General features: G+C 41.8%; 27 protein-coding genes. 8 read left to right on the plus strand and 19 right to left on the minus strand.

The window, feature by feature from the left end; genetic code table 11:
- Positions 1–138: 138 nt before the first annotated feature.
- Positions 139–309 (plus strand): ribosome modulation factor, encoded by a 171-nt coding sequence (gene rmf, locus BET10_RS10225; protein WP_070985445.1) that lies wholly within the window; start codon positions 139–141, stop codon positions 307–309.
- A gap of 72 nt (positions 310–381) precedes the next feature.
- On the opposite strand, the gene fabA is transcribed toward rmf, so the two are convergent.
- Entirely contained in the window at positions 382–897 is a 516-nt protein-coding gene (fabA, locus tag BET10_RS10230) for a 3-hydroxyacyl-[acyl-carrier-protein] dehydratase FabA (protein ID WP_070985446.1), read from the minus strand.
- A gap of 195 nt (positions 898–1,092) precedes the next feature.
- On the opposite strand from fabA, the gene BET10_RS10235 reads away from it, so the two are divergent.
- Genes BET10_RS10235 through BET10_RS10245 form a run of 3 tightly spaced genes read left to right on the plus strand, consistent with a single transcriptional unit; the run spans position 1,093 to position 3,204 of the window.
- The gene (locus BET10_RS10235; RefSeq protein ID WP_070985447.1) at positions 1,093–1,959 is read left to right on the plus strand and encodes a 6-carboxytetrahydropterin synthase; all 867 of its coding nucleotides are present in this window, start codon (positions 1,093–1,095) and stop codon (positions 1,957–1,959) included.
- Positions 1,952–2,776 (plus strand): M23 family metallopeptidase, encoded by an 825-nt coding sequence (locus tag BET10_RS10240; RefSeq protein ID WP_070985448.1) that lies wholly within the window; start codon positions 1,952–1,954, stop codon positions 2,774–2,776. Before BET10_RS10235 ends, BET10_RS10240 begins: the two co-directional genes overlap by 8 nt.
- Positions 2,773–3,204, plus strand: a complete 432-nt coding sequence (locus BET10_RS10245; RefSeq protein ID WP_070985449.1) for an acyl-CoA thioesterase — start codon at positions 2,773–2,775, stop codon at positions 3,202–3,204. The genes BET10_RS10240 and BET10_RS10245 overlap by 4 nt, the downstream gene beginning before the upstream one ends.
- A 195-nt stretch (positions 3,205–3,399) precedes the next feature.
- Here the strand turns inward: BET10_RS10245 and BET10_RS10250 are convergent, their stop codons facing one another.
- From BET10_RS10250 to BET10_RS10280, 7 genes are all read right to left on the minus strand, one after another.
- Positions 3,400–5,610, minus strand: coding sequence for a hypothetical protein (locus tag BET10_RS10250; protein WP_070985450.1), 2,211 nt, complete (start codon positions 5,608–5,610; stop codon positions 3,400–3,402).
- A gap of 178 nt (positions 5,611–5,788) precedes the next feature.
- Complete coding sequence (locus BET10_RS10255; RefSeq protein WP_070985451.1) at positions 5,789–7,111, minus strand: Na+/H+ antiporter family protein; 1,323 nt, start codon at positions 7,109–7,111, stop codon at positions 5,789–5,791.
- Positions 7,112–7,113: 2 nt separating this feature from the next.
- Positions 7,114–9,054, minus strand: coding sequence for a transglutaminase TgpA family protein (locus BET10_RS10260; RefSeq protein ID WP_070985452.1), 1,941 nt, complete (start codon positions 9,052–9,054; stop codon positions 7,114–7,116).
- Complete coding sequence (locus tag BET10_RS10265; protein WP_083330500.1) at positions 9,044–10,042, minus strand: DUF58 domain-containing protein; 999 nt, start codon at positions 10,040–10,042, stop codon at positions 9,044–9,046. The genes BET10_RS10260 and BET10_RS10265 overlap by 11 nt, the downstream gene beginning before the upstream one ends.
- Positions 9,982–10,887 (minus strand): AAA family ATPase, encoded by a 906-nt coding sequence (locus BET10_RS10270; protein WP_070985453.1) that lies wholly within the window; start codon positions 10,885–10,887, stop codon positions 9,982–9,984. Before BET10_RS10270 ends, BET10_RS10265 begins: the two co-directional genes overlap by 61 nt.
- The gene (locus BET10_RS10275) at positions 10,884–11,267 is read right to left on the minus strand and encodes a response regulator (protein WP_070985454.1); all 384 of its coding nucleotides are present in this window, start codon (positions 11,265–11,267) and stop codon (positions 10,884–10,886) included. The genes BET10_RS10270 and BET10_RS10275 overlap by 4 nt, the downstream gene beginning before the upstream one ends.
- Positions 11,268–11,771: 504 nt before the next feature.
- Positions 11,772–12,131, minus strand: coding sequence for a hypothetical protein (locus BET10_RS10280; protein ID WP_070985455.1), 360 nt, complete (start codon positions 12,129–12,131; stop codon positions 11,772–11,774).
- Here BET10_RS10280 and BET10_RS10285 point away from each other — a divergent pair.
- The gene (locus BET10_RS10285; protein WP_070985456.1) at positions 12,115–12,441 is read left to right on the plus strand and encodes a Rossmann-fold NAD(P)-binding domain-containing protein; all 327 of its coding nucleotides are present in this window, start codon (positions 12,115–12,117) and stop codon (positions 12,439–12,441) included. The two genes, BET10_RS10280 and BET10_RS10285, sit on opposite strands and share 17 nt — an antisense overlap.
- 19 nt (positions 12,442–12,460) lie before the next feature.
- Here the strand turns inward: BET10_RS10285 and BET10_RS10290 are convergent, their stop codons facing one another.
- The 3 genes from BET10_RS10290 to BET10_RS10300 all read right to left on the minus strand — a co-directional run bounded on the left by BET10_RS10290 (position 12,461) and on the right by BET10_RS10300 (position 15,313).
- Positions 12,461–12,856: a hypothetical protein gene (locus BET10_RS10290; RefSeq protein ID WP_070985457.1), complete on the minus strand. Its 396-nt coding sequence runs from the start codon at positions 12,854–12,856 to the stop codon at positions 12,461–12,463.
- Between the two features lie 95 nt (positions 12,857–12,951).
- Positions 12,952–14,202, minus strand: a complete 1,251-nt coding sequence (locus BET10_RS10295; protein ID WP_070985458.1) for a serine hydrolase domain-containing protein — start codon at positions 14,200–14,202, stop codon at positions 12,952–12,954.
- A gap of 85 nt (positions 14,203–14,287) precedes the next feature.
- Positions 14,288–15,313, minus strand: a complete 1,026-nt coding sequence (locus BET10_RS10300; RefSeq protein WP_070985459.1) for a helix-turn-helix domain-containing protein — start codon at positions 15,311–15,313, stop codon at positions 14,288–14,290.
- Between the two features lie 178 nt (positions 15,314–15,491).
- Here BET10_RS10300 and BET10_RS10305 point away from each other — a divergent pair, with 178 nt between their 5' ends.
- Positions 15,492–15,926: a hypothetical protein gene (locus BET10_RS10305; RefSeq protein ID WP_070985460.1), complete on the plus strand. Its 435-nt coding sequence runs from the start codon at positions 15,492–15,494 to the stop codon at positions 15,924–15,926.
- Between the two features lie 275 nt (positions 15,927–16,201).
- Positions 16,202–17,101, plus strand: a complete 900-nt coding sequence (locus BET10_RS10310; RefSeq protein ID WP_070985461.1) for a hypothetical protein — start codon at positions 16,202–16,204, stop codon at positions 17,099–17,101.
- Between the two features lie 85 nt (positions 17,102–17,186).
- Here the strand turns inward: BET10_RS10310 and BET10_RS10315 are convergent, their stop codons facing one another.
- The 3 genes from BET10_RS10315 to BET10_RS10325 all read right to left on the minus strand — a co-directional run bounded on the left by BET10_RS10315 (position 17,187) and on the right by BET10_RS10325 (position 19,250).
- On the minus strand, positions 17,187–17,546 hold the full coding sequence (locus BET10_RS10315) for a hypothetical protein (RefSeq protein ID WP_070985462.1): 360 nt from the start codon (positions 17,544–17,546) through the stop codon (positions 17,187–17,189).
- A 210-nt stretch (positions 17,547–17,756) separates the two neighbouring features.
- A complete protein-coding gene (locus BET10_RS10320) occupies positions 17,757–18,164 on the minus strand; it encodes a type 2 periplasmic-binding domain-containing protein (RefSeq protein WP_070985463.1) in 408 nt (135 codons plus the stop codon).
- 12 nt (positions 18,165–18,176) lie between these two features.
- Positions 18,177–19,250, minus strand: a complete 1,074-nt coding sequence (locus tag BET10_RS10325; RefSeq protein WP_070985464.1) for a porin — start codon at positions 19,248–19,250, stop codon at positions 18,177–18,179.
- 207 nt (positions 19,251–19,457) lie between these two features.
- On the opposite strand from BET10_RS10325, the gene BET10_RS10330 reads away from it, so the two are divergent.
- Positions 19,458–21,080, plus strand: a complete 1,623-nt coding sequence (locus tag BET10_RS10330; RefSeq protein WP_070985465.1) for a methyl-accepting chemotaxis protein — start codon at positions 19,458–19,460, stop codon at positions 21,078–21,080.
- Positions 21,081–21,148: 68 nt separating this feature from the next.
- Here BET10_RS10330 and cspE read toward each other — a convergent pair whose 3' ends face one another.
- The 5 genes from cspE to BET10_RS10355 form a co-directional block, all read right to left on the minus strand.
- Complete coding sequence (gene cspE, locus BET10_RS10335; protein WP_070985466.1) at positions 21,149–21,358, minus strand: transcription antiterminator/RNA stability regulator CspE; 210 nt, start codon at positions 21,356–21,358, stop codon at positions 21,149–21,151.
- 278 nt (positions 21,359–21,636) lie between these two features.
- Positions 21,637–22,209 carry a MiaE family protein gene (locus BET10_RS10340; protein WP_070985467.1) on the minus strand — a complete coding sequence of 191 codons (573 nt, stop codon included), beginning with the start codon at positions 22,207–22,209 and terminating at the stop codon, positions 21,637–21,639.
- An 89-nt stretch (positions 22,210–22,298) separates the two neighbouring features.
- A complete protein-coding gene (locus BET10_RS10345) occupies positions 22,299–22,931 on the minus strand; it encodes a sulfotransferase (RefSeq protein ID WP_070985468.1) in 633 nt (210 codons plus the stop codon).
- 96 nt (positions 22,932–23,027) lie between these two features.
- Positions 23,028–23,738 carry an SIMPL domain-containing protein gene (locus tag BET10_RS10350; protein WP_070985469.1) on the minus strand — a complete coding sequence of 237 codons (711 nt, stop codon included), beginning with the start codon at positions 23,736–23,738 and terminating at the stop codon, positions 23,028–23,030.
- 172 nt (positions 23,739–23,910) lie between these two features.
- Positions 23,911–25,605, minus strand: a complete 1,695-nt coding sequence (locus BET10_RS10355) for an NAD-dependent malic enzyme (protein ID WP_070985613.1) — start codon at positions 25,603–25,605, stop codon at positions 23,911–23,913.
- Between the last annotated feature and the right edge of the window lie 63 nt (positions 25,606–25,668).

Raw genomic sequence — 25,668 nt, forward strand, 5'->3', positions numbered from 1 at the left:
GGTGATATGAAATGCACTTAAAACAGCAAAATTTAAATAAGCTGCGAGTTGATAACGACGGTTTTATTAACTAATTATTAAATGTCGGTGACTATTTTGGTGCCGCATCATTGAAAAGAAAAGGTGAGGATTTTACCTATGAAGAGACAGAAAAGAGATCGCTTAGAAAGAGCACATTCACAAGGATTTAAAGCTGGATTAGCCGGCAGATCAAAAGATTTATGTCCGTATCAACAAGTAGAGCCCAGATCAGAGTGGCTGGGTGGATGGCGCGAAGCGATTGAAAATCGTAATACCTTCAAAACCTAAATCAAACAACCAGATTACATACAACAAAGCCCCTAATTAGGGGCTTTGTTGTGTTAACCAGTTATATAATTTTTAGAATGCGCTGGTATCTTGGAAAAGGCCTACTTTTAAGTCTTTTGCTTCGTATATTACGCGACCATCAACTTCGACTGTACCATCGGCCATACCCATGAACAATTTACGCTTAATTACGCGCTTCATGTCGATTCGGTAAGTGACCTTTTTTGATGTAGGCAGAATTTGGCCAGTAAATTTAACTTCACCTACACCAAGTGCACGGCCAAGACCTGGGCCACCTGACCAGCCCAAGAAAAAGCCGACAAGCTGCCACATTGCGTCAAGGCCTAAACAACCAGGCATAACCGGATCGCCTTTAAAGTGGCAATCAAAGAACCAAAGTTCAGGATTTATATCAAGCTCAGCAATAATGTGACCTTTTCCAAACTCACCGCCATCATCATTGATCTCGACAATGCGATCCATCATTAACATGTTGTCACTAGGTAAACGGCAATTGCCTTCGCCAAACATTTCACCGCGACCACATAGGATTAATTCTTCTTTTGTATAGCTATTTTTTGGTTCCATAGTTCACAATCTTTGCTGAAAATTTCCGAGTTACTTTAGCGTACAGTTGTACGCTAAACAACTCTGAACAGTTAAATTTGTGTCTTACGTAAGAATAATTCTCATTAAAATGCAATTCTCTTACAGTTTGACGCGATATTTGTCGTAAAAAACTTTATAATAACGACCAGTATTTGACTAGATTATCGGAAGTTTATGATCCTTTTTGTAGATTCACTGACAGTGATTGATTTTTCTTACCTTTGTAATCAGCGTGGCGCAGTGGGTGAAAGCTGGATAGTTGATTTGACTTTGCACGGTCAACTAAATGATGAATCCATGGTTTTAGATTTCGCATTGGTTAAAAAACAGATCAAACGCATCATTGACGACACCATAGATCACAAGCTTGCAATTGCAAAAGGGCTCAACGGAACCGTTGCCATGAAAGACGGCAGAGTTGAACTGGACTGCCAGTTTGGTCAAGGCGACCAAAGTCATCACTTAGCGATGAGCGCGCCAGAGCAAGCGGTTTGTTTGCTTGATGGCGATAAAGTCGATGAACAGTCAGTTATAGAGTTTCTAAAATCTGTGATCATGGCGCAAATGCCTGAAAATGTTAAAGACATAGGCATCGAATTACGCCCAGAGCAAGCTGAGAGCTTCTATTATCATTACAGCCACGGCTTGAAGAAGCACGATGGTAACTGTCAGCGCATCATTCATGGTCACCGCTCACAAATTGGTGTATTTGTAGATGGGATGAAACATCCTCGGTTGCAAAAACAATGGGCCAGTAAATGGCAAGATATCTATTTAGGCACCGAAGAAGACATCATTACGCCTCAACAACTTCGTAATGTTCAAGCTCATGAAGGCGATGTGTGCTTTGCTTATGATGCCACACAAGGTTATTTTGAGTTGGCTATCAGCGCCAAGCGTTGCGATATTTTACCTTGTGACACAACCGTTGAATGTATCGCTGAATATTTAGCACAACAAATCAAATTAGAGTCTGCAAACAGAGAAATTATGGTAAAAGCCTACGAAGGTGTGGGTAAAGGAGCGATTGCATATGCTTAAAAAAGGGATAGTGATTGCCTTATCGTTTTTGACTGCGCTTAATGTCAGCGCACTTGAACTAAAAGGCAACCTGACCCAAGGTGGTATGGTTGTGGGTAAGATAGCCGATGCCAAACAGGTAACCTTCAACGATAAACCATTAAAACTAACGGGCGAAGGTGAGTTTGTATTTGGGTTTGGACGCGATGCCCAAGCCACACATACGCTAAGCTGGGTTGATAACAACAACGAGCAACATACAAAAGAACTTGTGATAACCGAGCGTGAATTCAAAATTGACCGCATAACGGGCGTTGAGAAAAAATATGTGTCTCCGCCTAATTCGGTACTAAAACGTATTCGTGAAGAAGCCAAAGCGGTTCGTGAGGCCAGAGCTACCGAGTCTACACTTGAATATTTTAAAGACCCCGTATTTAGACCCGCTCCCGGTAGGATTTCGGGGGTATATGGTAGTCAAAGGTACTTTAACGGTAAGCCTCGCAACCCACATTACGGGCTGGATATAGCAAATAAAACTGGTACGCCAGTGCTTGCCCCATTGCCTGGTGTGGTTACATTCGCTGACCCTGATTTGTATTACAGCGGTGGCACAGTGATTGTTGACCATGGTTATGGTATCAGCTCTACGTATATTCATTTAAGCAAACTTCATGTCAAAGTGGGAGATAAGTTAGATACTGGCGACCACTTTGCTGATATTGGTGCAACGGGCAGGGTAACCGGCCCACATTTGGATTGGCGCTTTAATTGGTTTAATGAGCGACTCGATCCACAGTTATTAATGCAAGACACATTGGCGAGCAAAAGTAGTAAATGACACAGATAGACAAAGATGCAATTATTGCAAAACGCATTCAAGATTCAGTAACTTCGGTAACAAAAACTGTTTTTCCGGGTAGAACAAATCATCACAACACCTTATTTGGTGGCGATGCATTAGCCTGGATGGATGAAGTGGCTTTTATCGCAGCGACGCGATTTTGCCGCAAGCCTTTAGTTACCATTTCATCAGATAGAGTAGACTTCAAAGAAGCTATCCCTGCAGGAACATTTGCGGAGCTTGTGTCTCGCGTAGTGCACGTAGGTAACACCAGTCTAAAGGTAGAGGTAGAAATCTATCTTGAACGCATGCATAAAGATGATAAGCACCTAGCTATATCTGGCAGTTTCACCTTTGTAGCTGTAGATGACAACCACAGACCAACACCAGTTGTTTGTGAGAAAATGCTAGCAGGCTTTAAATAATTGAAGCGATAGATAAACAAAAATACGGGCGATTATTTATCGCCCTATCTATTAACCCATAAAGAACACATCATACTAAAAATTTCTATTCATCTAACCTCATCAATAGCTGTGTTGCTTTAAAACTAAAGTTAACCAGTGAGGTGGGGATTTATAGATACTAAAGGGCATATAGCCCCTTAGTATCCTGATACATTACAAGTCAACTTTACAGGAGATATAGTGATCGCCATCCACAAGTTCCAAGTTTGCTTCAAGAGCGCTGCTTGGAATATAGGTAGGCAGTCGTTTTATTTCACCACTTCTTGATAAAAAGAATAACGGGGAAGCAGCCATATTGTTATTTACCGTTGATGGTTCAAAGCGATAAGGGTTAGCACCAGAAAAAATGCCGATAATGTCATCGCTACCGTGTAACACACTTCTCATATAGTTAAACTCACACAGGTTCTTGTAGTAGTCTTTTTTATAAGGGGAGCGCGAGGCAATATTTACTTCTAAGAATGATTTAGATGAAGACGTGGCAGTTATATATTCGGTTACGCGAGATACATAGCCGCCAGCCAGCGCATTGTTTCTCGAGTCGATGGTTCTTGGATAAAACACATCGTAGCGCTTGCCATCTAATGAGCGAGAAACCATCCCTGTTGAGTAGTTGTGGTCAACATTGTCTGTAAGCTTTGTTGTGCTCCACGATACGCCGTTGAAAAAGCTTCTATGCATGCTATGAATTAGCTGCGTTGTTGGTAAGTAACCTTGACCATTGGTACACGCTGTTAGCGTGCTTGAGTCACATGATTTAACCGTCAAGATGTAGACTTTTTTCAAACTGTTACCTTCAACGTACACGTCTATATCTTTCATATATGTACGAGTTATCACTGTTTCGGAGTTACTATAATCAATATCATGATCTTTAAATACTTCAGCTTTTGTAAAGTCGCTAATAGTAGTAAGCGGTAATGCTAGCGCTTTTCTATTGCCAAATCTGTCAATGTACTTCCAGTTGTAGCCGCCATCCTCAGAGAAAATATGATAAAGGTTTATACGGTCATCTCCATGCGCGTTTTTATGTAAGTTAAATGCCAGTGAAATAACATTTCCTTTGGCTTTAGCAATGGCGTAATGCCCACCATATGCGGCAATTGTTTGATGGTTCGACACTACCATTTTTCTACTAACTGCGTCGTACTTTAAAACCGCGGTATGGAGTTGTCGCGCTTGATAGCCTCCCGTTGGACGGTTGCAAGAAATGTGATTTATCACAGGTGCTTGATCACCATATCGCCCTTTGCAATATACGTTGTAAATAATGCGATATTTGTTGCCACTATTAGGCAGTGCAAACAGCTTAGGGTAGGCCATGCCTCTGTACTGTTTACTATTTTTTTCAAATAGTGTTTTACCAGCCGTCTGGTTTAGCACACTTGCGTAATCAAAGTTATTAGGTGTTACATCTGCAAATGATTTTATGTCGCCTGCAATTTGGGTGCGATACATTATGGCACCTCTGCGAGGGCCTCTTGCCGCTACGACGATTAGGATATTGTTATCTTCATCAACGTTAATCACGGCGTTATCATGCGGGTCATCGGTATATTTAGCATGAACAAGCACAGGTCGTGATACTTTCTTAGTTACATGGTTGTACTTACCAACATAAATGCCTAGTGCGTTAGAGCGGTTACATTGTATGTCGCCATCTGGGTCAAACAAATTAGAAAGGTGATTTCTATACTCCCTCTCGTAATAATTCTCTGGTGTATTCGGGTCATAAAAGCTACCTAGGTAGTTTGTTGTTGAAAAATAACAGCGCGCTTTATTTAATGTATAGGTACCAGTGCTTGAATAATACGCGTGACCGAAAGGGGAGTCTCCTTTACCGAAACCTGCCGCTGAATTTACACTGCCGTTAATATCTCCCATTGAATAGGGTGTATGTACGGTCGCCATTGCGATTTCTGATTCGCTTGGGCGACCTCCGTTAATATCTGTTGTAAATGGTCCTGAATAGACAAAATATGTGTAGTTGCCAGACTTTACCGCTACGGGATAATGTTTTGCCGTGTAAGTCGACACAGGGCCACTGTATTTGGTAATTGAATCATTGACCCCATCCAAGTCCAAATCTTGGCTGCCACCAAAATCAGCGTTGACTCGTGAATTATAACCATAACGTGCTTTTGTTCCCCACACATGGCCTAGGTAACCAAACGCTTCTGTATTTTTTGTCACGGCGGTGGTTTTCGACTCACAACGGTTTTTAGAAAGCGGTTCCTGCGTTACGCAGTTTCCTTGAGAATCTCTTAAGTATTTATAAACATTAAAGATATCGGACTTTGGATCGTCGGTTATAGCATATGCAGCGGGTGCGATACACAATAACGATAAGATGATTTTCTTCATTAGCATTTCCTTGCAAATTAGTTAAATCAAAGTTAATGGAACAGGGATGATACCCACTTGAGCCTAAATTTTAAACAGATGATGGCAAGGTTTAAGAATATATTCATAGTGCTCAAACAAAAAAGGCTTACCAATTAACTGATAAGCCTAGTAAATGTTACGTTTAATATTGGGTAGCTTACAGTACCATTGCCGCTATCCAACCAAAGATAAGTAGCGGAATATTAAAGTGAATAAAGGTGGGCACCACGGAGTCCCAAATATGGTCGTGTTGACCATCCGCGTTTAATCCAGACGTTGGTCCAAGTGTTGAGTCAGAAGCTGGGGAGCCTGCATCACCGAGTGCGCCAGCTGTACCAACAAGCGCGGCAGTGGCCATCATCGAAAAACCCACTTCCATACACAGAGGTACAAATAGGGTGGCGATGATTGGAACCGTTGAAAATGAGCTACCGATCCCCATGGTAATGAGCAAACCGACCAATAAAATCATAGCCGCAGCCAAAGGTTTGTTGTCACCGATAAAGTCAGCACAAGCGGCGACTAAGCTGGCAACATCTCCCGTTGCTTTCATTACTGAGGCAAACCCTTGCGCCGAAATCATGATAAAGCCAATCATGGCCATCATGGCAACGCCACGACTGAACACGTCAGAACTTTGTTCCCATTTAACGATGCCGAAAACACTAAACATCATAACCCCAACCAAGCCACCTAAGATCATGGAACCACTGATATTTTGCGCAAGTAGCGAGCTGATAACTGCAACTGTGCCGATGATCATAACCTTTTTAGGGTTGTCAATTTCTCGGGCTGCAGCAACTTCGCTTGCTTCATTATGTTTATATTCACGGCCTTTGCGATAGCTCACCAATACGGCAATAGCTAACCCTACAAGCATGCCCACTGCGGGGATTATCATCGCCAATGGTACATGCGTATTAACGATTTCTAAGCCGTTATCTGCGAGGTTTTTATGCAAAATAGAGTATAAATAGATACCTCCGAAACCGTACGGAAGAACCATATACGAGGTAGCTAGACCAAAAGTCAAAATACAGGCAATCGCACGTCTATCCAATGAGAGCTTGTTTAAAATAGTCAAAAGCGGGGGGATTAAAATGGGAATAAACGCGATATGCACGGGGATCAGGTTTTGTGATGCCACAGCACATAGCAAGATAATACTCATAATGGTAAAGCTAAGTACTTTGGTATGAGCTTCGTCTGAGTTATCCACCAAGCTTAGGAGCTTTTGCGCCAGAATATGAGTCAACCCTGATTTTGAAATGGCAACCGCGAACCCGCCTAACATGGCATAACTAAGCGCAATTTCAGCCCCGCCGGAGAGGCCGCTGTTAAAGGCATTCATGGTATCGTTTAGACCAAGCCCCGCGCTCAAGCCCGCCACCATTGCACTGACGGTCATAGCTACTATGACGTTGACGCGAACCAGCGCCAAAACGAGCATTAATAAAACGCCTATAATTACTGCATTCATATCTATCTCTTTGCTTTTGTTTTTATTGAATTTATCAAATTTTTGGCGTGTTTGTTCTGGTTTTTGCCAAAAGATTTGCCCTGATATCTATCTGCCGCGAAATCCGCATAAAATTGCAGCAACATCTCGTGGTGACTTGAAAATTGTTGAGTTAATTCATCTATCGCACGTTTGGGAGGAGCCGCTGAAAGGTCCTTATCAGATAGTTCAATCAGCTGACGATAGCGTTTTACTACTAACGGCTCCTTGACTTGCTGATGCCGTTGTAAGTAAAAGAACAGCAACAGTAGTATTGCTGATATAACAAAAATCACCAATGCACCTGCCCATTGTTTGCCCTTTGTACCAAGTAACGATTGCAGCAGAGAGGTTTGCTTTTCTTGGTCAAAGTTCAGAACCCACCTCGTCCATTGATAATCGAGTTGCTCTAAGTGCAATCTCAGCCAATTAATTGCGGTGAAATTAGACCAAGCAACGAGACTCAAACCTAAATTGTCCTGAAATTCATCAGCCAATGTTTGATGTTCTGACAACGAGCCTAATAAACGCTGCGGAGAAATCCATGCTGTAGGGTCGAGCGTTTTCCACCCCTCATTTGGTACAAAGTACTCAACCCATGCGTGAGCATCGTATTGGTAAACGCTAAAATATCCTTGCTGCTTATTGTACTCAGCGCCTAAATACCCTGAAACCAGACGGGCAGGGATCCCCGCACTTCTAAGTAAAATAGCGGCGCTGGAAGCATAGTGCCCGCAAAAGCCATTTTTATAATCGAACAAAAACTCATCGATCTTATGCTTTGATTCACTTGTATTTGGGGTGAGTGTATACCTGAACCCTTGCGAACTAAAATAACGTCGCATTAGCTCGATAAATTCATTGGTGTTGGCTGAGTCTAAATCCCACTGCTTTGCCAGTGCTTGCGCTTTTGGGTTTAATTGCTCGGGCAACGTCGTATTAAAGCGATATTGCCGAGCTGGCATACTGGTTTGCTGGCGAATGTTTGCCGCTTGCACTTGATATTCAAATGTTGAGGTGATCTTGTCGGTTCTATAAAGCGTGCCAAAGTAATTATTATTAACCAGCTTTGTTGGACTTACTGCGTGCTCAAGCGCATATAACCAGGGAAGGTTACTCGCTTCGGCGATAATTTTATAAGGGGCTAACTGCAAGTTCGCGGTTAAATTACTCGAAACATTTTGTAGGTTTGACATACGCCACTGCGTACCATCAAACTTATCATGAATGATGGCTCGCCAATAAAGGGGCTTATTACCCATTGGCGCTTGGGTTCTGTCGTTTAAAATCGCTCTAAAGGCCAGTTCGTCAGACTTTGCCAAGTTTACAATATCAAATGGATCAACATTCTCTGACAAACCAGTTTTGGCGAGTGTCGGCCCTGGCATCTGCCAAAATGAGGGGATTTTTGGCATAAATATCAGCAGCAGTATACTCAGTGCCATGCTTATCAGCACTTTTGTGAGCGTAAATTTACTCGCAAATGCCAAGGATGTTTTAGGTTGTACTTGTAACATGGCAACTAGGTTAACCCCCAGTAACATCAGCACCATGAGCGCAATATATAAACTTTGCGAAAACAAAAACACGCTAGATAGGGTAAAAAAGTTTAGAACATAAATCTGCTGCCATTGCTTAGTTGTTGTTGCTTGTAGTACTTTTAGTTGGCAAGCAAGTAGCATTAATGCGACGAAAAGCTCAACGGTGTTTTGTATACCGACTGAAAGCCCAGTGATTACCATACCCGTGATAGCAATCAGATTTATCAACGAGTTTCTAACACCGTTATTTTTTTTAATAACCAATATGCCATGCCAGATAGCCAGCAGCAGCATTAAAACATTAAATGCTACACCAAAAGATGTAACGGGCACTAAAGTTATCAGCAAGTAACTAAGGGTGATGACAAACTGATTAGAAATCACTTAGCGCCTCCAAGCACTTTACTTTGTGCTGTTCACCTTGCGCTGCGGCGATCAAACGAGGGCCTAATTTAAGGGCGTAACTGAGGTTATGTTGATCAGCTTGAAGTACAAGATAGCAAAGCTTTGCAAGGCGCTCCTCAACATTACCTTGTAGATGGTCAAAATCAAACCCTAAGGTTTGCGCTCCCGTTTCTCCCTCATAGTCCTTTATCAATAGTTGTTGCGTCTTGGCAAAGTGCCGCCAAGATATACGATGCATATTCATGCCAGACTGATAAGGAGTTAGTTGCTTTAATTCATCACTGAGGTGCGTTGAAGAATGAGTGAACTGGTCATCTTTTTTATGACTTTCGAACATTTGCCTTTGGGCGGAATCCACTAATGGATCAGGATACGCGTAAATTGATTTACGACAGTATAGATAGCTCCAAACACTGACCAAACCAAAAGGGAAGTGGCTTACAAACTTAAAACGGCCAAGAACATGCTTACCTCTGGGTAGCTCAAAGGGCACATTTATATGTTCGCGAGTTTGTACAGATGGTACGCTAATTTGTTGCTTTAAAAGATTATGTTCAATTGAGAGTTGTTGTAGACTTGCCTTGGTACTGAGTTCAAAAATTACCGTAGGAGGCACAGAGCAATGTGCCGATTTAATGGCAACAAGCTTTACATGTGTACCGTTCATATTTAGATAACCATAAATAATCGATACGACTAACAACATGATCATCAAGTAAGCAACACCGAGTAGCAGGTTATTTTGATAGTTAATGCCAAGCACAAAGTTTAACGCACTCACGGCGATAAAACCAAAACCGGTGAATGATGGTAATACGTAGATTGTGTTGTGTTTGAATGTAATGCACTCGCCTTCGTGTTTGTTGCGGATCACGCGCGAGAAAAAACCACTTACATATCCTTCGCTCAAAGCGGGATCACCACTTCGTGCAAAATATCCGATATTGCTTGCTCTTGTAAATGACATGGAATATTGAGCCTATGCGCCGCAATACTGCCAAACACCGCTTGAACATCATCATGCGTTGCGTAGTCTCGGCCATCCATCAACGCCCAAGTGCGAGCCCCATGGCCCAGTGCAATACTGGCCCGTGGTGAAAGCGGGTCGGTAAATAGTCCTGACTCGCGTGTGTATTTGACCAAAGCAAGAATATAGTCGAGCACACTTTGTGCTAATTTGACTTGTCCGGCTTGTGCTTGAAGGCTAAATAGTTCTTCAATATCAATCACTTTATTAACTTGCGATGAGATGTTTTGTTTGATGCCTAAGATTAGTTTACGCTCGGCGTCTTCGCTTGGATAACCCAAGCTGATACGCATAAAGAAGCGATCTAATTGAGACTCGGGTAGGGGGTGCGTGCCTGCTTGATGTATGGGGTTTTGCGTGGCAATCACAAAAAATGGCTCTGGTAATGGGTGGCTAACGCCATCAACTGTTACTTGGCGTTCTTCCATGGCTTCTAATAACGCGCTTTGTGTTTTAGGGCTGGCACGGTTTATCTCATCTCCAAGCAATACTTGGCTAAAGATTGGCCCAGCATGAAAGGTAAACTTATGCTTATCACTATCAAATATTGCTGAGCCGATCACATCCGCGGGTAACAAGTCACTGGTGAATTGCACACGTTGATAACTGAGTCCCAACACATCGGCCAAGCCATGAGACAAGGTGGTTTTGCCCATGCCAGGTAAGTCTTCAATTAATAAATGACCACGACAAAGCAAGCAACACACAGCCAACTTTATCTGTTGTTCTTTACCAAAAATTATATGTGAGAGCTGTTGTGTGATTTCTTTTATCGGATGACTCATGCAATCATTTCTATACGCTTTAGTACCGTATCAACTTTTTTGGCATTGAAGGGTTTTGCTATAAATCCTTTAGCGCCAAGCTCCCAAGTGTTTTGTACATTTTCGAGGCTGTTGTGACCTGAACACATGATTACGTGTGTACTTGGATAATGGTCGTTGATAAATTCTAGTATTTGGGTGCCGTCGGTGTCGGGCAATTCGATATCTAAAAAGATAACATTAGGTGGGTTGTCGATTAGTAAGGCTTTAGCGGATTCAAAATTCTCAGACTCAAAAATTTCTTCGAAACCTAACTCAACCAGTATGTTGCTGAGATAATCGCGGATCTCTTTGGAGTCATCGATAATCAATATCGGCTCCAGCGGTTTTACAAATTCCATATAACGATACTTCATATTGTTTGTCTGAAAACATACTAAGTCATCAGCACAGCAAGCTCAATAACTTTGGGTTCATATTCACAAGATTAATCGCAAATGAATAAAATGTCCGATACCGTCTAGTATTGGACATTTCGCAGCACTTAGGAGATAAGTAAAAGGCAGACACATATGAATACGTATCTACCACCTATAATTTATATTATGTTAAATGAGGTGTTTAAGCTCGATAGCCTATCAGATGTGCTTGTTTCTTTTAGATATTTTGCAGTAATCAAACTCACCTTCGTTTATAAAGTGTCGAAATATCCGTTTTTACATTTTGGACTATCATTGCTTGGTGTTCGACAACGGCCACAACATTGTAGGTCGGATAAGCGAAGCGCCATCCGACGTTAAATATTGTCGATAACATGTTGGATGGCGCAGCGACGCTGCTTATCCAACCTACTAGCATTAACCTTAATGTTGCCGTTTCTTAAATTAAAAGTCTTGTTTCACAAATTAAATTGCTTGCATCTTAACTTCTTCGAGCTTTGTAACATCTCGTAGTTCTTCTATCAGAAACTTGACCCAACTCATTGAGTATAAGTAACCGTCAAAACCTTCCATATAACTTGCGTAATCACCTTTGTAGTTGATATCTATTTCACGCGGACGAGCTTCGTAATATTTCCAGCACTTCGTGTGTAATGGCATATTAAAATTAGGAAGCTTCTTGGAAACTAACTCAACGACTCTAGAAGGCTTCAATCTGAATGGATTTTCGACCCCTTTAATAAATGCGACCGCTTGTTCGTAATTGTTTAATTCTTCTTCTGACAAGCTATCAAATTTAATAAATTCAATGGCACTGCTTGGCAATACACCTGATGCCTATGGTCAAACTTGGCACTTACCATGTGATGACAATCGTCTGACTTACCAACAAATGATTGCCACTGTGAGCGATATTTTAGGCCGCCCGTGTAACTACCGTGTACTTAAAGGCTGGCAGTTAAAGGTGTTTGCGTTGGCTAACTCACAAGTCAAAGAAACCCTAGAATTATTGCCAAGGTATCAAGTCGACAACATATTTGTATCTGATAAGTTTAAGCAGCGCTTTCCTGAGTTTGCGGTAACCTCATTCCAAGCGGGCTTAAAGCAAACGCTATTGGCCAGAGATAGTCGGTGATCTCACGGACCAAAAAACATCAATCAAAACTGGCGCTATCCGAGCTACTGGCACTGGATGAACTTGAGTCTAAGTCACTTGATGAATTTGAGCTGCTATTTAGGTGCTCCGTAACAAAGGACTCTATAACTTGGTTGAATGGGTCGTCTGAGTCAAAATGTTGTGTGTTATCTACCATTACGTGGGCGCTACCTACGCCCCGCTTTTTGGTTCTGTCAGCCAAAACGTGGTGTAATTCAATTTCAGAGACCGGCTCGCCAAACTCATCAAATACATCGTCTACAATTTGATGCCAGTTTATCCATTCATTACTTTGCTTGTGGTAAACCTGAACTCGGTCTTCGTGAACACGACGAAAGCCAAACTCTGAGAGTGTATACTGCTTTTTTGGCTGCTTTTTAAAAAGTTTGAACATATGACTCACTCCTTTTACATACTGCTTGTTCAACGATTGGTATTCAGAGAATACCAATCGCATTGTAGTCCTTTAGCTTGAGTGTAAAGAAAACGCTATCTTTGCTCAAGCTCTGTGATAAATACCCTTGCCAGCTCATGGGCTACTTCACCAAAGTGCCAAAATACCTTGGTTCTTACGTTTGCGTTAACGGCAATAGAGAGTTTGTATTTGGGAATTACCATTAAAAAACTCTGTGCTCCGGCGGATACGCCACCATGGTGCATGTATTCGGTCGGTGTAAACCCTGGGCCTAAATCTAAGGGATGAATACGCCAGCCTAGGCCATATTTTTGCGGGTTAACTTGGCCATTGTTGAGCACTTGCGGTGTCCAAAATGTTTGTCTAACAGCAGGCGGTATAAACTTATCACTCATAAACCCCTGCCCGAGTTTTGCTAAATCTTTGGGCGTTGAAACCCAACCTCCACCCGCTAAGCGGTGGCTTAGGTCAACGTCATACCAAGGTTTTAGCTCTTCACGATGAAGCGGGTTTTGCCAATAAAAGGTCGCTAAGTTTTTCGTTTCGCTCTGAAGTGTTGGTGCAAACGTGGCGTTCATTTTTAGTGGCTCAAACACCATATCGAACATAATATTCTGATACTTAATGTTTGTTTTCTTTTGCATAGCCGCGCTTAACAACACAGTACCTAGACTTGAATAGCTAAACGCGTCACCTGGCGCAAATAATACATCACTTTCATCAAATAGTGTGATGGCGTCTAACACATTGGGATAGTAAGTTTGCCCACCGATAGTAGCCAGCAGCCCCAACAACTCAGTGTTTTCTTTATAATGAGGAATGCCTGCCATATGCGACATCAATTGGCGGCCTGTTATGTTTGCCCAACGAGGATTGGGTAGCACATCAAAATAGTTGGCAAGCTTTTCGTCCAATTCAAACTGTTTATTGGCGACCAATCTTGCTAACCCCGTGGCGGTAAGTGCTTTAGAGGTACTGCCGATACGAAATTGTGTATCGGTGTTCATGGGGCGGCGCTTCGCTATGTCGGCCCAGCCTACACTTGCTGACCAAATTAGTTGACCATCTATAGCAACAGCAGCGCTGTAGCCGGGTGCAAAGATTTTAGCTTGTTGTTGTTTAAGCGCCTCCATTGCTTTGTTTGTGGCACCTTCAAAGCGCCTATCATGAACCTGACTCAGCAAAGGCTGTTCACTTGGCCAAGTTATATAGTTAAAGCCGATTAAAGGAAATATGCCTCTATAGGCGAGCCCCTGATAAACAGGCACTAGGGCATATGCAGCCGACAGTACGATGACAAGTAACACTAATAACGCTTTTTTCATTATAAACTTCCTAATTAAAACAAAGCGTTATTAAGCCCTTATTTGCTCAAATTCTCTTATCGATTTAGAAAAAATGAGATCATTTTTAAAATTGATCACGATATTGTGTGGGAGTTAGCCCCATTTGCTGTTTAAAGGCACGGTTGAATGGCGCAATCGAACCGTATCCTGCCTCAAAGGCAAGTGTTAAAATGGGGGTTTTCTTGTTAGTGGGGTTGTTTAGCCTCTCACATACCCAAGGGATGCGATAACTGTTTAGGTAATGAGAAAAGTTACTAAATCCCAGAGCTTGATTGATCAGCTGCCTTAGTTGGTGCGCGGGTATACCAAGCTGCTCGGCAAGCTTTCCGATTGTGAGTTCAGGTTGTAAAAACGCGCCCTGCTCCATCAAATTGTTAAGTGCTGTTAATTGCGGGTTGTCTATTTGTTCTGCGTGTTGTGTGGAAGCCTCAGTGGGGCTTATCTCATCAGCGGTCAATAACGTGCGCTTTGCTATAAACAAGGTTATAGCAAAGATAGCAACAGCATTTGTAAGACTAAACTGCCATGAGTTTCTTATCGCTGATGATGCAAATTCAAACACCACTAACACCGTCATATACAACGCGCAGAGCAGAATGAGATACTGTCGAGCGTTGCGTCTTTGATTATCTAAATCGTCATAAAGCTGATAAGCACTCAAATATACGCAGATTAACAATATAACAAGTGCAATACCGTGATTGATATCGTGCAGCAGGCCCGTGCCACCCTTAACCAAAAAGAAGTACGCCAGTATCACAAGCCACAACACGGCTGGGTAAACTATCCACTTTGGTGATTGAGCGAGTTTAAATTGGTGGTTAAGTTGTACCAATGTCACCCATAAAATAGCGTAAGGCGTTAAATCGGTAAAAAATAGCAACACATTTCTTAATCCACCATAGTGGCTGTTTTCAATTGGTGCGGTGAGTAACACATAGCCGATGATACAGCTGCATAACAGTATGTGTGGTGCACTTTGCTTTGACGCCCTATTGATTAAGAATGCCATCAGTAAAATCAGTAATCCTACAGCGGCAAACCTGAAAAACAGGTCAATAACTTGCAAATCTGTCAGCACGATATTCATATAGTCCCTACTTAAATTTACCTAATTCATGGCCGCTTATAGGTGTATCCTATCAAACAACTAAGCTGTTACTAGCGATATATTGAATAAAGATCTCAATTGAATCAAATGATTGAATACATTATGAATAAGTGCTAGCTTTTTAACCTCATTTCAAATTGTATTGATTTTGGTGAAGATGGATACGCAAATCGCTAAAGACAATTTAAAGGCATTACTACTGCAGGAGTCGAGAAAATACCGTTTTGTTGCGCGTGCTCACACGTCATTGATGACCACCATGTACGTGATTAGCATAGCTTCGAGTCTTGCCGCTGCCGTTCTCGTCGCCTCTGATGCCCTACCCAAATTAGTACTAGCGGCCATAACAGCATTGCCCGGTACAGCGATTTTATGTACCTCGGCTTTTCGTTTTAAAGAGCATTCTCAATGGCATTATAAAAAAGCGAGAAGACTTGAAAACTTGATTTATTCATTAGAGTTTGAAAACGAGTCCGTAGCGAGCATCAGCAAAAAAGCCAGAACAATGCATGATTCAATGGAGTTGTCTTGGCCTGGCTTTGGTAATATCAATGGCGAAGAATCCGCGCGCGAATCAATGTCTAGTGAATAATCCTTCAATACAAACGTAGACCCCCATTTGTGTAAGCTACACACGCTGCAAATAAAATTCTCTCGTACTTGCGAAGCTATTATTGTTCGCCTTTCAACTTAGCTTGTCGAACCATGTCACGGACATTTATCTTATTGTTAACTTTATAAATAAAATGTTGACCACATTTAAGAAACAAAATATTATCAAATACCTATTTGAGGTACAAAAGGAATGCCAAACTAATGATAAAAACAATATTATCTTCATGCGTTACGCTAGCTATAGGCGCAGCAATGAGTACGTCTGCCTACGCAAGTGTTTGTAGTTCAAAGCAAGTTGTTACAGACAAGTGCACAATATTTAAAAACGATGCTTCTTTAAATAGAAAAATCAATAAATTTATCGGCGACATGCACAGCAGTTGCAACAAACACGATAGAGCCTATAACACATTGGGCGCAGATAGAGGTGCAGCTGACAGACGTCTGCAACGTGACCTACGTAAAGACTGCTTAGACAACCCGTTTACTATGGGAGCCTGTTTACCCGTTGTTGAGTTAGCTATGGCGTTTGTTCGTAGTAGCGGTAAAGAGCTGTACTTGGCAAGACAAAATGAAATGCTTCAACATGTTAAAGGTGTGAATAGCAAAATGGCTGCCGACCAGTGCGTAGCCACTCCTGAACATCAAGGTTATATCGATGATGCTTTATTAAGCCATATTAATAGTAAATTTAAAGCAATTGTTAGTCGTCCTCCTACCGCTTATGAGCGATATGAAATGCTTAGCCGCTACGTACCAGGGCAAGGTATTCAAGGCAGTACGTTTAATAATTCATTGACCTCATACGCATATAACCGACGTGGCATTAACGCGCCTGTTATTACATCAATTAGTCGCTATGAGAGTGTATTTCCAGACGTAACCTATACATGGAACCCAAGTATTTTAAACAAAAACTATCTTCAATATGATTGGTCAACCACCCATACTTGGGGCAATCAGAACGCACCAAAGTTAGAAATTAATTTTGGTAATCAGTTTGATATGAATGCCAACGTCAGTGGCTTTTTAAAAGTTAAGCGTTCACGCGATGAAAGAGATGTATTTTTCTTTAGTCATAGGTTTACAGCGCGTGGTTCTTGTTCACCAAGCCCTGATCAGTTCTGCACGGTATTACAACCTGGACCCTAGTCAGTTACAGAGCATAAATAGCAATTGAGTTTCAAACATATAAAAGCCACAGAGTGGCTTTTATATTAACGTATAGACAAACACCTTATCCCGCTCGAAAGAACGAGTCTAGCGCCCTTTTAAAACTTTTTTCTGACTCTTGTGTAAGCGCACAGTAGTTCCACGCTTTATCACCTAATCGAAACCTTACGTTGGCTTTGTATATTGTGTCTTTGTGAGCATTTAGAAATCTCCAATCAGCTTTACCTGTCATAGCACATGACTCTTTGGCGTACAGGTTAGTTTTGTTGGGCTGAACCAGACTAAAAATATAAACATCATCATATATGGACGTGAGTTTTACTTCATGTTGCTGTGTTTTAAATAAAACCTTTGATAGCAAAAAGGCACTCATTGCAATACCTACCATCATGGCCAGATAAGGCCATTTATGTTGTTCAAACATTTAACCCGTTCTCTTTCGCTTCAAAAAACTAAACTTTAATGATGATCAAAGTTAAAATAAATAGGTCAAAAGGATTGATTTTATAACTGAGGATTTAGTTTTTAGTTACAGCGCTGGTAATGTGCGATATTCACAACGCTGCACTATGATAACCAAAAATAAAAAACTCGCCCATATGAGCGAGTTTTTATTAAATCTGTCTGTTTGTGGCTAAAACTCTTTGACTACCTTAACATCGCCAGTTACAGCACCTGATGACACAAAGCCAATTGTATCTGGGTTTGACGATACACTTTGGATCACCTCGGCGTCATTAGCAGCCTCTTTTGGTGGCGTACCTTTTCCTGTGAATATCAGTTTTGACCAATAAGCCTTTAACTGGGCAGAAGATTTGTTCAGTACTTTGCTATTGAACTCTTCTGTCACAGGATTGCCTGCGTCTTGGCCAATAGGGATCACTTTATTGCCATTGCTAAAAGATTTTTCTTTACCGGTAAAAATTCGATTAATCGTCGAATCGTCAAATGCACTGCTGTTACTTGGGTGCACAATAACCGCCACACCAGCATATGACTGAGCGCAAAGCAGCAAAAATGCCATATAAATTAAATTTTTCATCACTTAAGCTCCTTAAAATACTACATCAACGCCAAACGTAATCGCTTTACTGTCACCCGCTACGGCGAAGTCAAACGAATCATCTTTAACGCGGTCATATTGCACTTTAAATGCAGCTGAAGGATGGAAGTTCCAGCGAACACCGACAGCGGTCGTATCATGCTTTTCAACATCGCCATCACCACTTTGCTCATAGTCTGAGTACATAATATATGGCGTTATCTCATCAAACCGATAACCAACGCTTATCATGTAAGTATCAAAGTCACTGTCTAGCTCTAAACGGTTGAGCTCGGATAATATGAAGAAATTGCCAAAGTCTGCGTTGACTGCTAGACCATAGAACTTGCCGTCTCGCTCGTCTTTTCCGTTCCACATTGATGGTTCACCATCGATAAAGCGCTTATTGGTGTAGCGCATGTGGGTTAAACGAATTTCTAGCCAGTCATGACTTAAGTTTACTACTCCACCGAGAATATCTTCCCAGATCTCTCGTGTTGGCGCACGGAAAAAGAAGTCAGACAAGAGTTTATTTTCTGTGTCATCCTCTTTACCGGTGTAAATATTAGCGGACAGTCCCCAATCTCCTATCGAACCATTGTAGAGTAAGTTCACCCCCTCGTAGTTGAAAATCTGCCATGTATAGTTATCAGCTGGTGGCCTCATCCATACATAGGCATAGCCAACATCATAAAAGTCAGAGTAATAAAACAGCGGTAAACGCTTCTTACCTGCTTGTAATGTCCAGCTGTCATTGAGTTCATAGGAGATGTAGGCCCATTCAAATTCGGCATCGAAATCATTCGCCCCCCGCGCTACGATTTGCCCTGTTACGCTGAGCCCGTTACCAAGATCCCCTGTTACCTGTAGACCTATAAGTGACTCTGGTGAAAAGGAAAAATCCTCTGTATAAGTACTTACAATTGGATAGTCAGCAAGAAATGAAGGTTCTATGCCGTATTGGGGGGCACCCGTACCACTGAGCACTTTACCGCCATTCACGCTTGCAAACCCTGAAATATTTATCTCTGCATGAGCTGTCATTGAAGTGAGAGCAGCGATCAAGAGAGTTGTTTTAAGTTTCATAGATAGCTCCGCCTAATTTATAAGTTATTGGCAGGCTAAGTATAGTTAAACCTCCGAAAAAGAAAGTTTTATTGATAAAAATTGGAATATGGCTAAGCTTAGATTCAGGGGAAAGTGCCAATCAGCTAGCGCTATGCCGTTAAAGTGGCAAAAAGCAGGGATTAACACAACGAAAGGTTGTCACATTGTTATATTACAAGGTGTTATATGTCGAATTTATTGCATTTTAAGAATATGAGTATTTCAAAAAAAATCCATGCGATAACCATAGTTGCAGTAGCAGCATTTATTGTCTTGGTAATGATTAACTATAAATCTTTATTGGAGAACCAGCGTTCACTAGATGAATTAGAAAACCAAACCTATAAGCTCTTGATTTTGACGTCAGAAAACGTCACTGCGATGCAAAACCTCGACGAAACCTACACCCAATCAGTCACCTTTGGCGACGCTGAGTTGATAAGTAAAGCCGCAGGTACACAGAAAAAGCTCATTGAAAATTTAAGGCAAGTTCCTACGTTGAACTCTAATTTCCCAACCACTGATACCGTACGTGACCTACAAGAGTACGGTAAAATCGCAAAGCAAATTGCGACCAGCATGATTGATGGCACAGCCGACTTTGCTAAGTTACCGCAAATAGCCAAACAAAAAAGCGATTTGTTTGAAGGGCTCCTTGCTGATTTAAACGATGATAAAAAACGTGCTAACGAGCGTTTTTCAGAATTAATTAACAACACCAAATCTAACGCCGACGATGCTTTGACGATGATGTTTATCGTAGCTGTTATCTCGCTGGCCCTGGTTATCGTCTTAGCGGTCATGATCGCAAGAGGTATCAGCTCATCAGCTGGTGAAGCAGCAAGTAACCTACATTTACTGGCCGAAGGAAAAGGCTCATTGAGTTCACAATTGACTGTTTCATCCGCCGATGAAATTGGGCAAGTGTCTAAAAACTTCAATGCATTCATTAACCTGCTCAGAGGCACGGTAGAAGATGTTATCGCTGTGGTTGAACCATTGATGGAAAACTCTACCCGCTTAGTGCAAGGCATGGAATCAGCAGAGCGTGCAACTCAGCAACAATCCAGTGATGCCGAGGTAGTACGTAACTCAATGGAAGAAATGAAACAAAGTGTAGGAGATATTTCCCAATCAGCAGCGTCGGCTTTTCAGGCCGCGGAGCTTGCTGAGAACGCTGTCGACGAAAGCTTAAAGCAAATTAATGTATCGGTTGCCCAGTCTCAAGATTTAAGTGAAGAAATTAATAAGGCTGCCGTCACAATTAACAAACTTGCTGATGATACCCAAAATGTAACGCAGATCCTAAATGTAATTACGTCAATTGCAGAGCAAACCAACCTACTCGCTTTGAATGCGGCAATTGAGGCGGCTCGAGCTGGAGAGCAAGGCCGCGGCTTTGCGGTGGTAGCTGATGAAGTAAGAGAGCTGGCATCACGTACGGCAAAATCAACTAATGAGATCCGTGAGCTTATCAACATACTCACCGTTGCTGCATCAGACTCAGTTAACGCTATGAACACAGCTAGAGACATGGCGACCAACAACGCTCAAGCGGCAGAAGCAACAGGTAACTCTATTCAAGAAATTTCGGAGCAGATTTTAGCGATTAACGGTATGAACTCTCAAATCGCTACAGCCACAGAGCAGCAAACATCGGTAGCCGCTATGGTGGTAGATAACGTTTCGAATATGCACAGTTCTTTTGAAGAAACAATGAGAGCACTTGAACAGGTGCGTGATGTTGCACAGAATCTTCATAAATTATCAGATAATCTTCTGGATTCAACTTCAAAATTTAAACTGTAACTTGAATTATAGGCATTAAAAAAGGTAGCCACTGGCTACCTTTTTTTGTTTCACTTAATTATTAAAAATTAAAGTGCAACGATGTTCTCAGCTTGAGGACCTTTTTGGCCTTGAGCTAGAGTGAATTCTACGCGTTGGCCTTCAGCTAGAGTTTTGAAGCCGTCACCTTTGATTGCGCTGAAATGAGCGAATACGTCAGCGCCATTTTCTTGAGCGATAAAACCAAAACCTTTAGACTCGTTGAACCACTTAACGGTACCAGTAACTGTGTTAGACATAATATCTATCCTGTAAATAAAAAATTAAATTGCTGACTATCATCAAAGTCAGACGGAATAGCACAAAAAATAAATGATATTTAAAACTACAGGACGGAGGTACTAACGTTAACGCTTCGAAATGGAGTGTAAAAAGACTTACTTTTAAGCTGTGCTTCACTATATAGATATTATGAAGCAAGTCAACATAAATTTTTTGTTTAATATCTAAGCACTGTTATTTTTTAACCAATCAGACGAACCTATATGATTACAAATTCGCCTGACCAAAAAACCGTTTAGTGTAAAGCTGCTGTGAAAGGAATTTCCTGACAAATTTGCGCTTCTGCAATCAAGATCTCTTCTAAACGCTCATCAATTATCTGTTTATCGAAATATTCATAAGCGAGCTCTACAAAAAGGTTTTTATGCTTTTCTTCTGATTTTGCAATCGTGACATAAAAATCTTTCTCTTTGCCTTCAGGTAAAGCTTGCGCAACCAAAGAAAAACGTTCATGACCACGTGCTTCAATCACCGCCGCAACCAGTAATCTATCAATTAGAAATTCATCTCGGCCATTTCTAAAGACAGCGCGAATTTTTTTAACGTATGGGTCTTTTTGGTCATTGCCCAAAGTGACACCGCGTTCGGTCAAAAGCTTTAGTACCTGCTTGAAATGTATCATTTCTTCAATCGCCAAGTCGGCCATGGCTTTGACCAGCTTAATTCTATCTGGATAGTGGCTTAACATAGATACCGCCATTCCCGATGCTTTTTTCTCTGCCGCAGCATGATCTTGTAAAAAGGTGTCGAAATCTTCGAGTACTTTATGTGTCCATTCAAAAGGCGTGTGGTATTTAAGTTCAAACATTGCGAAATACTTATTGAGTTCACTGAAAAAATTGCGGGCATTCTATCTTATTGTGACGTTGGCGCAAAGCACCGATTGGACGCGTAGGATTAGTATAACGCCGTATCTTTATCTACTTTGCCGTTTCTAGTTGAAGATACTTTTAATGGGTGGCGTATGTCATTCCACGCTGTCACCTTTCCCGCTTTGTTGGTATAGGGCATCGTCGTATTACTATCTGTGCCCTGGGCACTTAGAAAGCATTTCAGCTTATCCATCGCGTGAGTATCTGCAACTTTGAGCAGCAAATAAGGTAATTGGTTTGACTCAAAAAATGTAATTGCTTGGTGTCTATGCTGTGTATAACAGTTTCTCAAAAAGGCGTCGTCGTTTATTGACTCCTCACTCAACCCTGAAAACGTGTTTAAAAAACAACGCTTGATCGTGTCATTAAAGCCGCCATCTGTTCGCAAAAGATTGCCAGCCATACGGTTCAGCAACTGGGATATCGACGGTAACCAACTGTTTATATCGCGCTCTAGATAGATAAAACGGCTATTTGGATATACACCGGCGAGGCGTTGATAGTCATTAAATATGGGGGTGTCAGCAATGACATCGGCGTCTTGAAAGGTTTTCTTAGTATACGCTGTGTGCGCGGTTTTAAAGCCAAGTTCTAAGCAGGCAATACACAAGCTTGTGGTTCCGGTTCTTGGTAAACCTACAACAAATACTTTACTCATCCCGCCTTTACACCTCAACTACATACAAAAACAGGATTATACGTGACTTGCTTTGAATACGGTAGGCGTCAGAAAAGACGCCTACGCTAGCGGATATTATTTAATTAGATAGACAGCGTAAACCTGCGCATTGATGGTGATGGCACCGGTGTTATATGCCTCTTTGTAGCTGCCCGATTCCGAGTCCATCATTCTCATTGATGAAGCCTGTCTCAGATACGGTACTGACGGACCATTCATTGGTGCAAATGACACTGAATAGAGCTTATCTAAATCAACATCAAACTCATCGGCTAACTCGCTGGCCGCCAGTTTTGCGTCTTTGATCGCTTCTTTTTTCAGTTTATCTGTAAGTTCATCACGATTACTCACGCTAAACTCGGTATTGTTGAACTGGGTAATACCGGCATTAACAAGCTCTTGTAAAAGCTCTGGGTAGCTTTCAATCTTTTCCAGAGTAAGAGTTAAGCTGCGAACAACTCTAAAGCCCTCAAACTCTTCTTCGTTGGTATTACGGTTATATCGTGTCTGGCGATGCACATTAAGCTGAACGGCATGAATATCATCTTTTTTGATACCGAAACGTTCTGATAGTTTAATCGCTTTTGCCATCACACTATCAACCTTGTTTTTGGCCGCAACTAACTGTTTATTGGTCTCACTGATTGCAACACGAATAGTTGCTCTGTCAGGCTGTACTTGCATTTTAGCAGAGCCTTCAACATATAAATGAGGCTGCTCAGGAAGTGCTGCTGCAAATGAGCTTGCACAGAAAAAGGTAGCAAGTAATGAGGAGATCATACGCATAACGGTGTTCCTTTTATAGATTATTGCGAGTATTGAAGCATATTGCCCTTAATCATCACTGAATGAGCGATTGTGCTAATGGTTAGTTTAACTATAAGAGCGCTTTTATCGAAAAAACACAAGCCTTGATACTTTTAAGTATCAAAAAGCCAGCTTATGCTGGCTTTTAAAGTTAAATACTACGGCGTTTATAGTTTCGATACTCAGGGAGCCAATAGTTTTTCTCAATAGCAGCCCAAATTGCATCGTCAGGCATTTCTAGTGCAACGCCCTCTTCCATCGCCTTTTTAGCAACGGCAAACGCGATACGTTTACTGAGTGCCTCAATTTCTATCAACGCAGGTAACAGGCTACCTTTGCCTGTGTTCGCCCATGGTGAAGACTCCGCGAGTGTTTCACTTGAAACCATCAGCATCGCATCAGTGATACGTGTGGCTTTTGCAGCAATCACACCTAAACCAATACCAGGGAAAATATAGCTGTTGTTACATTGCGGAATTGGATACGTTTTGCCATCGAACTGTACTGGCTCAAACGGGCTTCCCGTTGCAACAATGGCCTCACCATTAGTCCACTCAATCACATCTTTTGGATGTGCTTCAACTTGGCGAGATGGATTGCTCAGCGGAAAGATAATTGGACGCGCACAGCCGTTGTGCATAGCGCGGATAACTTGTTCGGTAAACAAACCAGGCTGACCTGATACACCAATTAAAATATCTGGCTTTGCACAGTGCATAACATCAAGTAATGATGCATAGTCACCGCTGTAAGACCATTCACTTAACGCGTCTTTGCTTTGTACTAACGCAGCTTGGAAGTCACGTAAATCAGCCATGCCTTCGGTTAACAAGCCAAAACGGTCGACCATATACACCTGAGAGCGAGCTTGGGCATCAGAGATACCCTCTGCAACCATTTGACTAATAATTTGCTCGGCGATACCACACCCTGCGGATCCTGCCCCTACAAATACCACTTTTTGTTCACAGAGCTTTGCCCCCTTAACACGACAAGCGGCCAACAACGAACCTACAGTGACAGAAGCTGTGCCTTGAATATCATCATTAAAGCTACAAATTTCATCGCGGTAACGCTTTAGTAACGGCATGGCATTTGGCTGAGCAAAGTCTTCAAATTGTAACAACACATTAGGCCAGCGGCGTTTGACTGCATTGATAAATAGCTCAAGAAACTCATCGTATTCTTCCTGAGCGATACGCTTATGACGCGCGCCCATATACATAGGGTCGGCTAATAGCTTCTCATTGTTCGTACCAACATCAAGCATTACAGGTAAAGTGTAAGCGGGGCTTATGCCACCACATGCCGTGTACAAAGAGAGCTTACCAATTGGAATCCCCATTCCACCAATACCCTGATCTCCAAGGCCTAAGATACGCTCACCATCGGTTACAACGATAACTTTTACTTTGCCTTTTGTGGCATTACGTAAAATATCATCGATTTGATGGCGTTCTTCATATGAGATGAACAAGCCACGAGAGCTGCGGTAGATATCTGAAAACTTCTCACACGCATCACCCACAGTTGGCGTGTAAATGATAGGCATCATTTCTTCCAAGTGGTCACGCACTAAGCGGTAATACAGCGTTTCATTGTTATCCTGAATCGCGCGCAGATAAATGTGCTTGTTCAAGTTGTCACTAAAGCTTGAATATTGCTGATAGCAACGCTCTACCTGCTCTTCAATGGTCTCATAACGTGGCGGAAGTAAACCAGCGAGGTTAAAGCTCTCGCGTTCACGTTGGCTAAATGCACTGCCCTTGTTCAATAAAGGCGTTTCTAGAAGATTTGGACCAGAGTAAGGAATGTATAAATAATTTGGATCAGTTTGTTTAGTCATATTTACAAGTTTTGACACATTTATATAGGCTGAGAGTTCATTATTGCCTAAGGTGATTAAATT

Source organism: Pseudoalteromonas amylolytica (assembly GCF_001854605.1).
Lineage (GTDB): Bacteria > Pseudomonadota > Gammaproteobacteria > Enterobacterales > Alteromonadaceae > Pseudoalteromonas > Pseudoalteromonas amylolytica.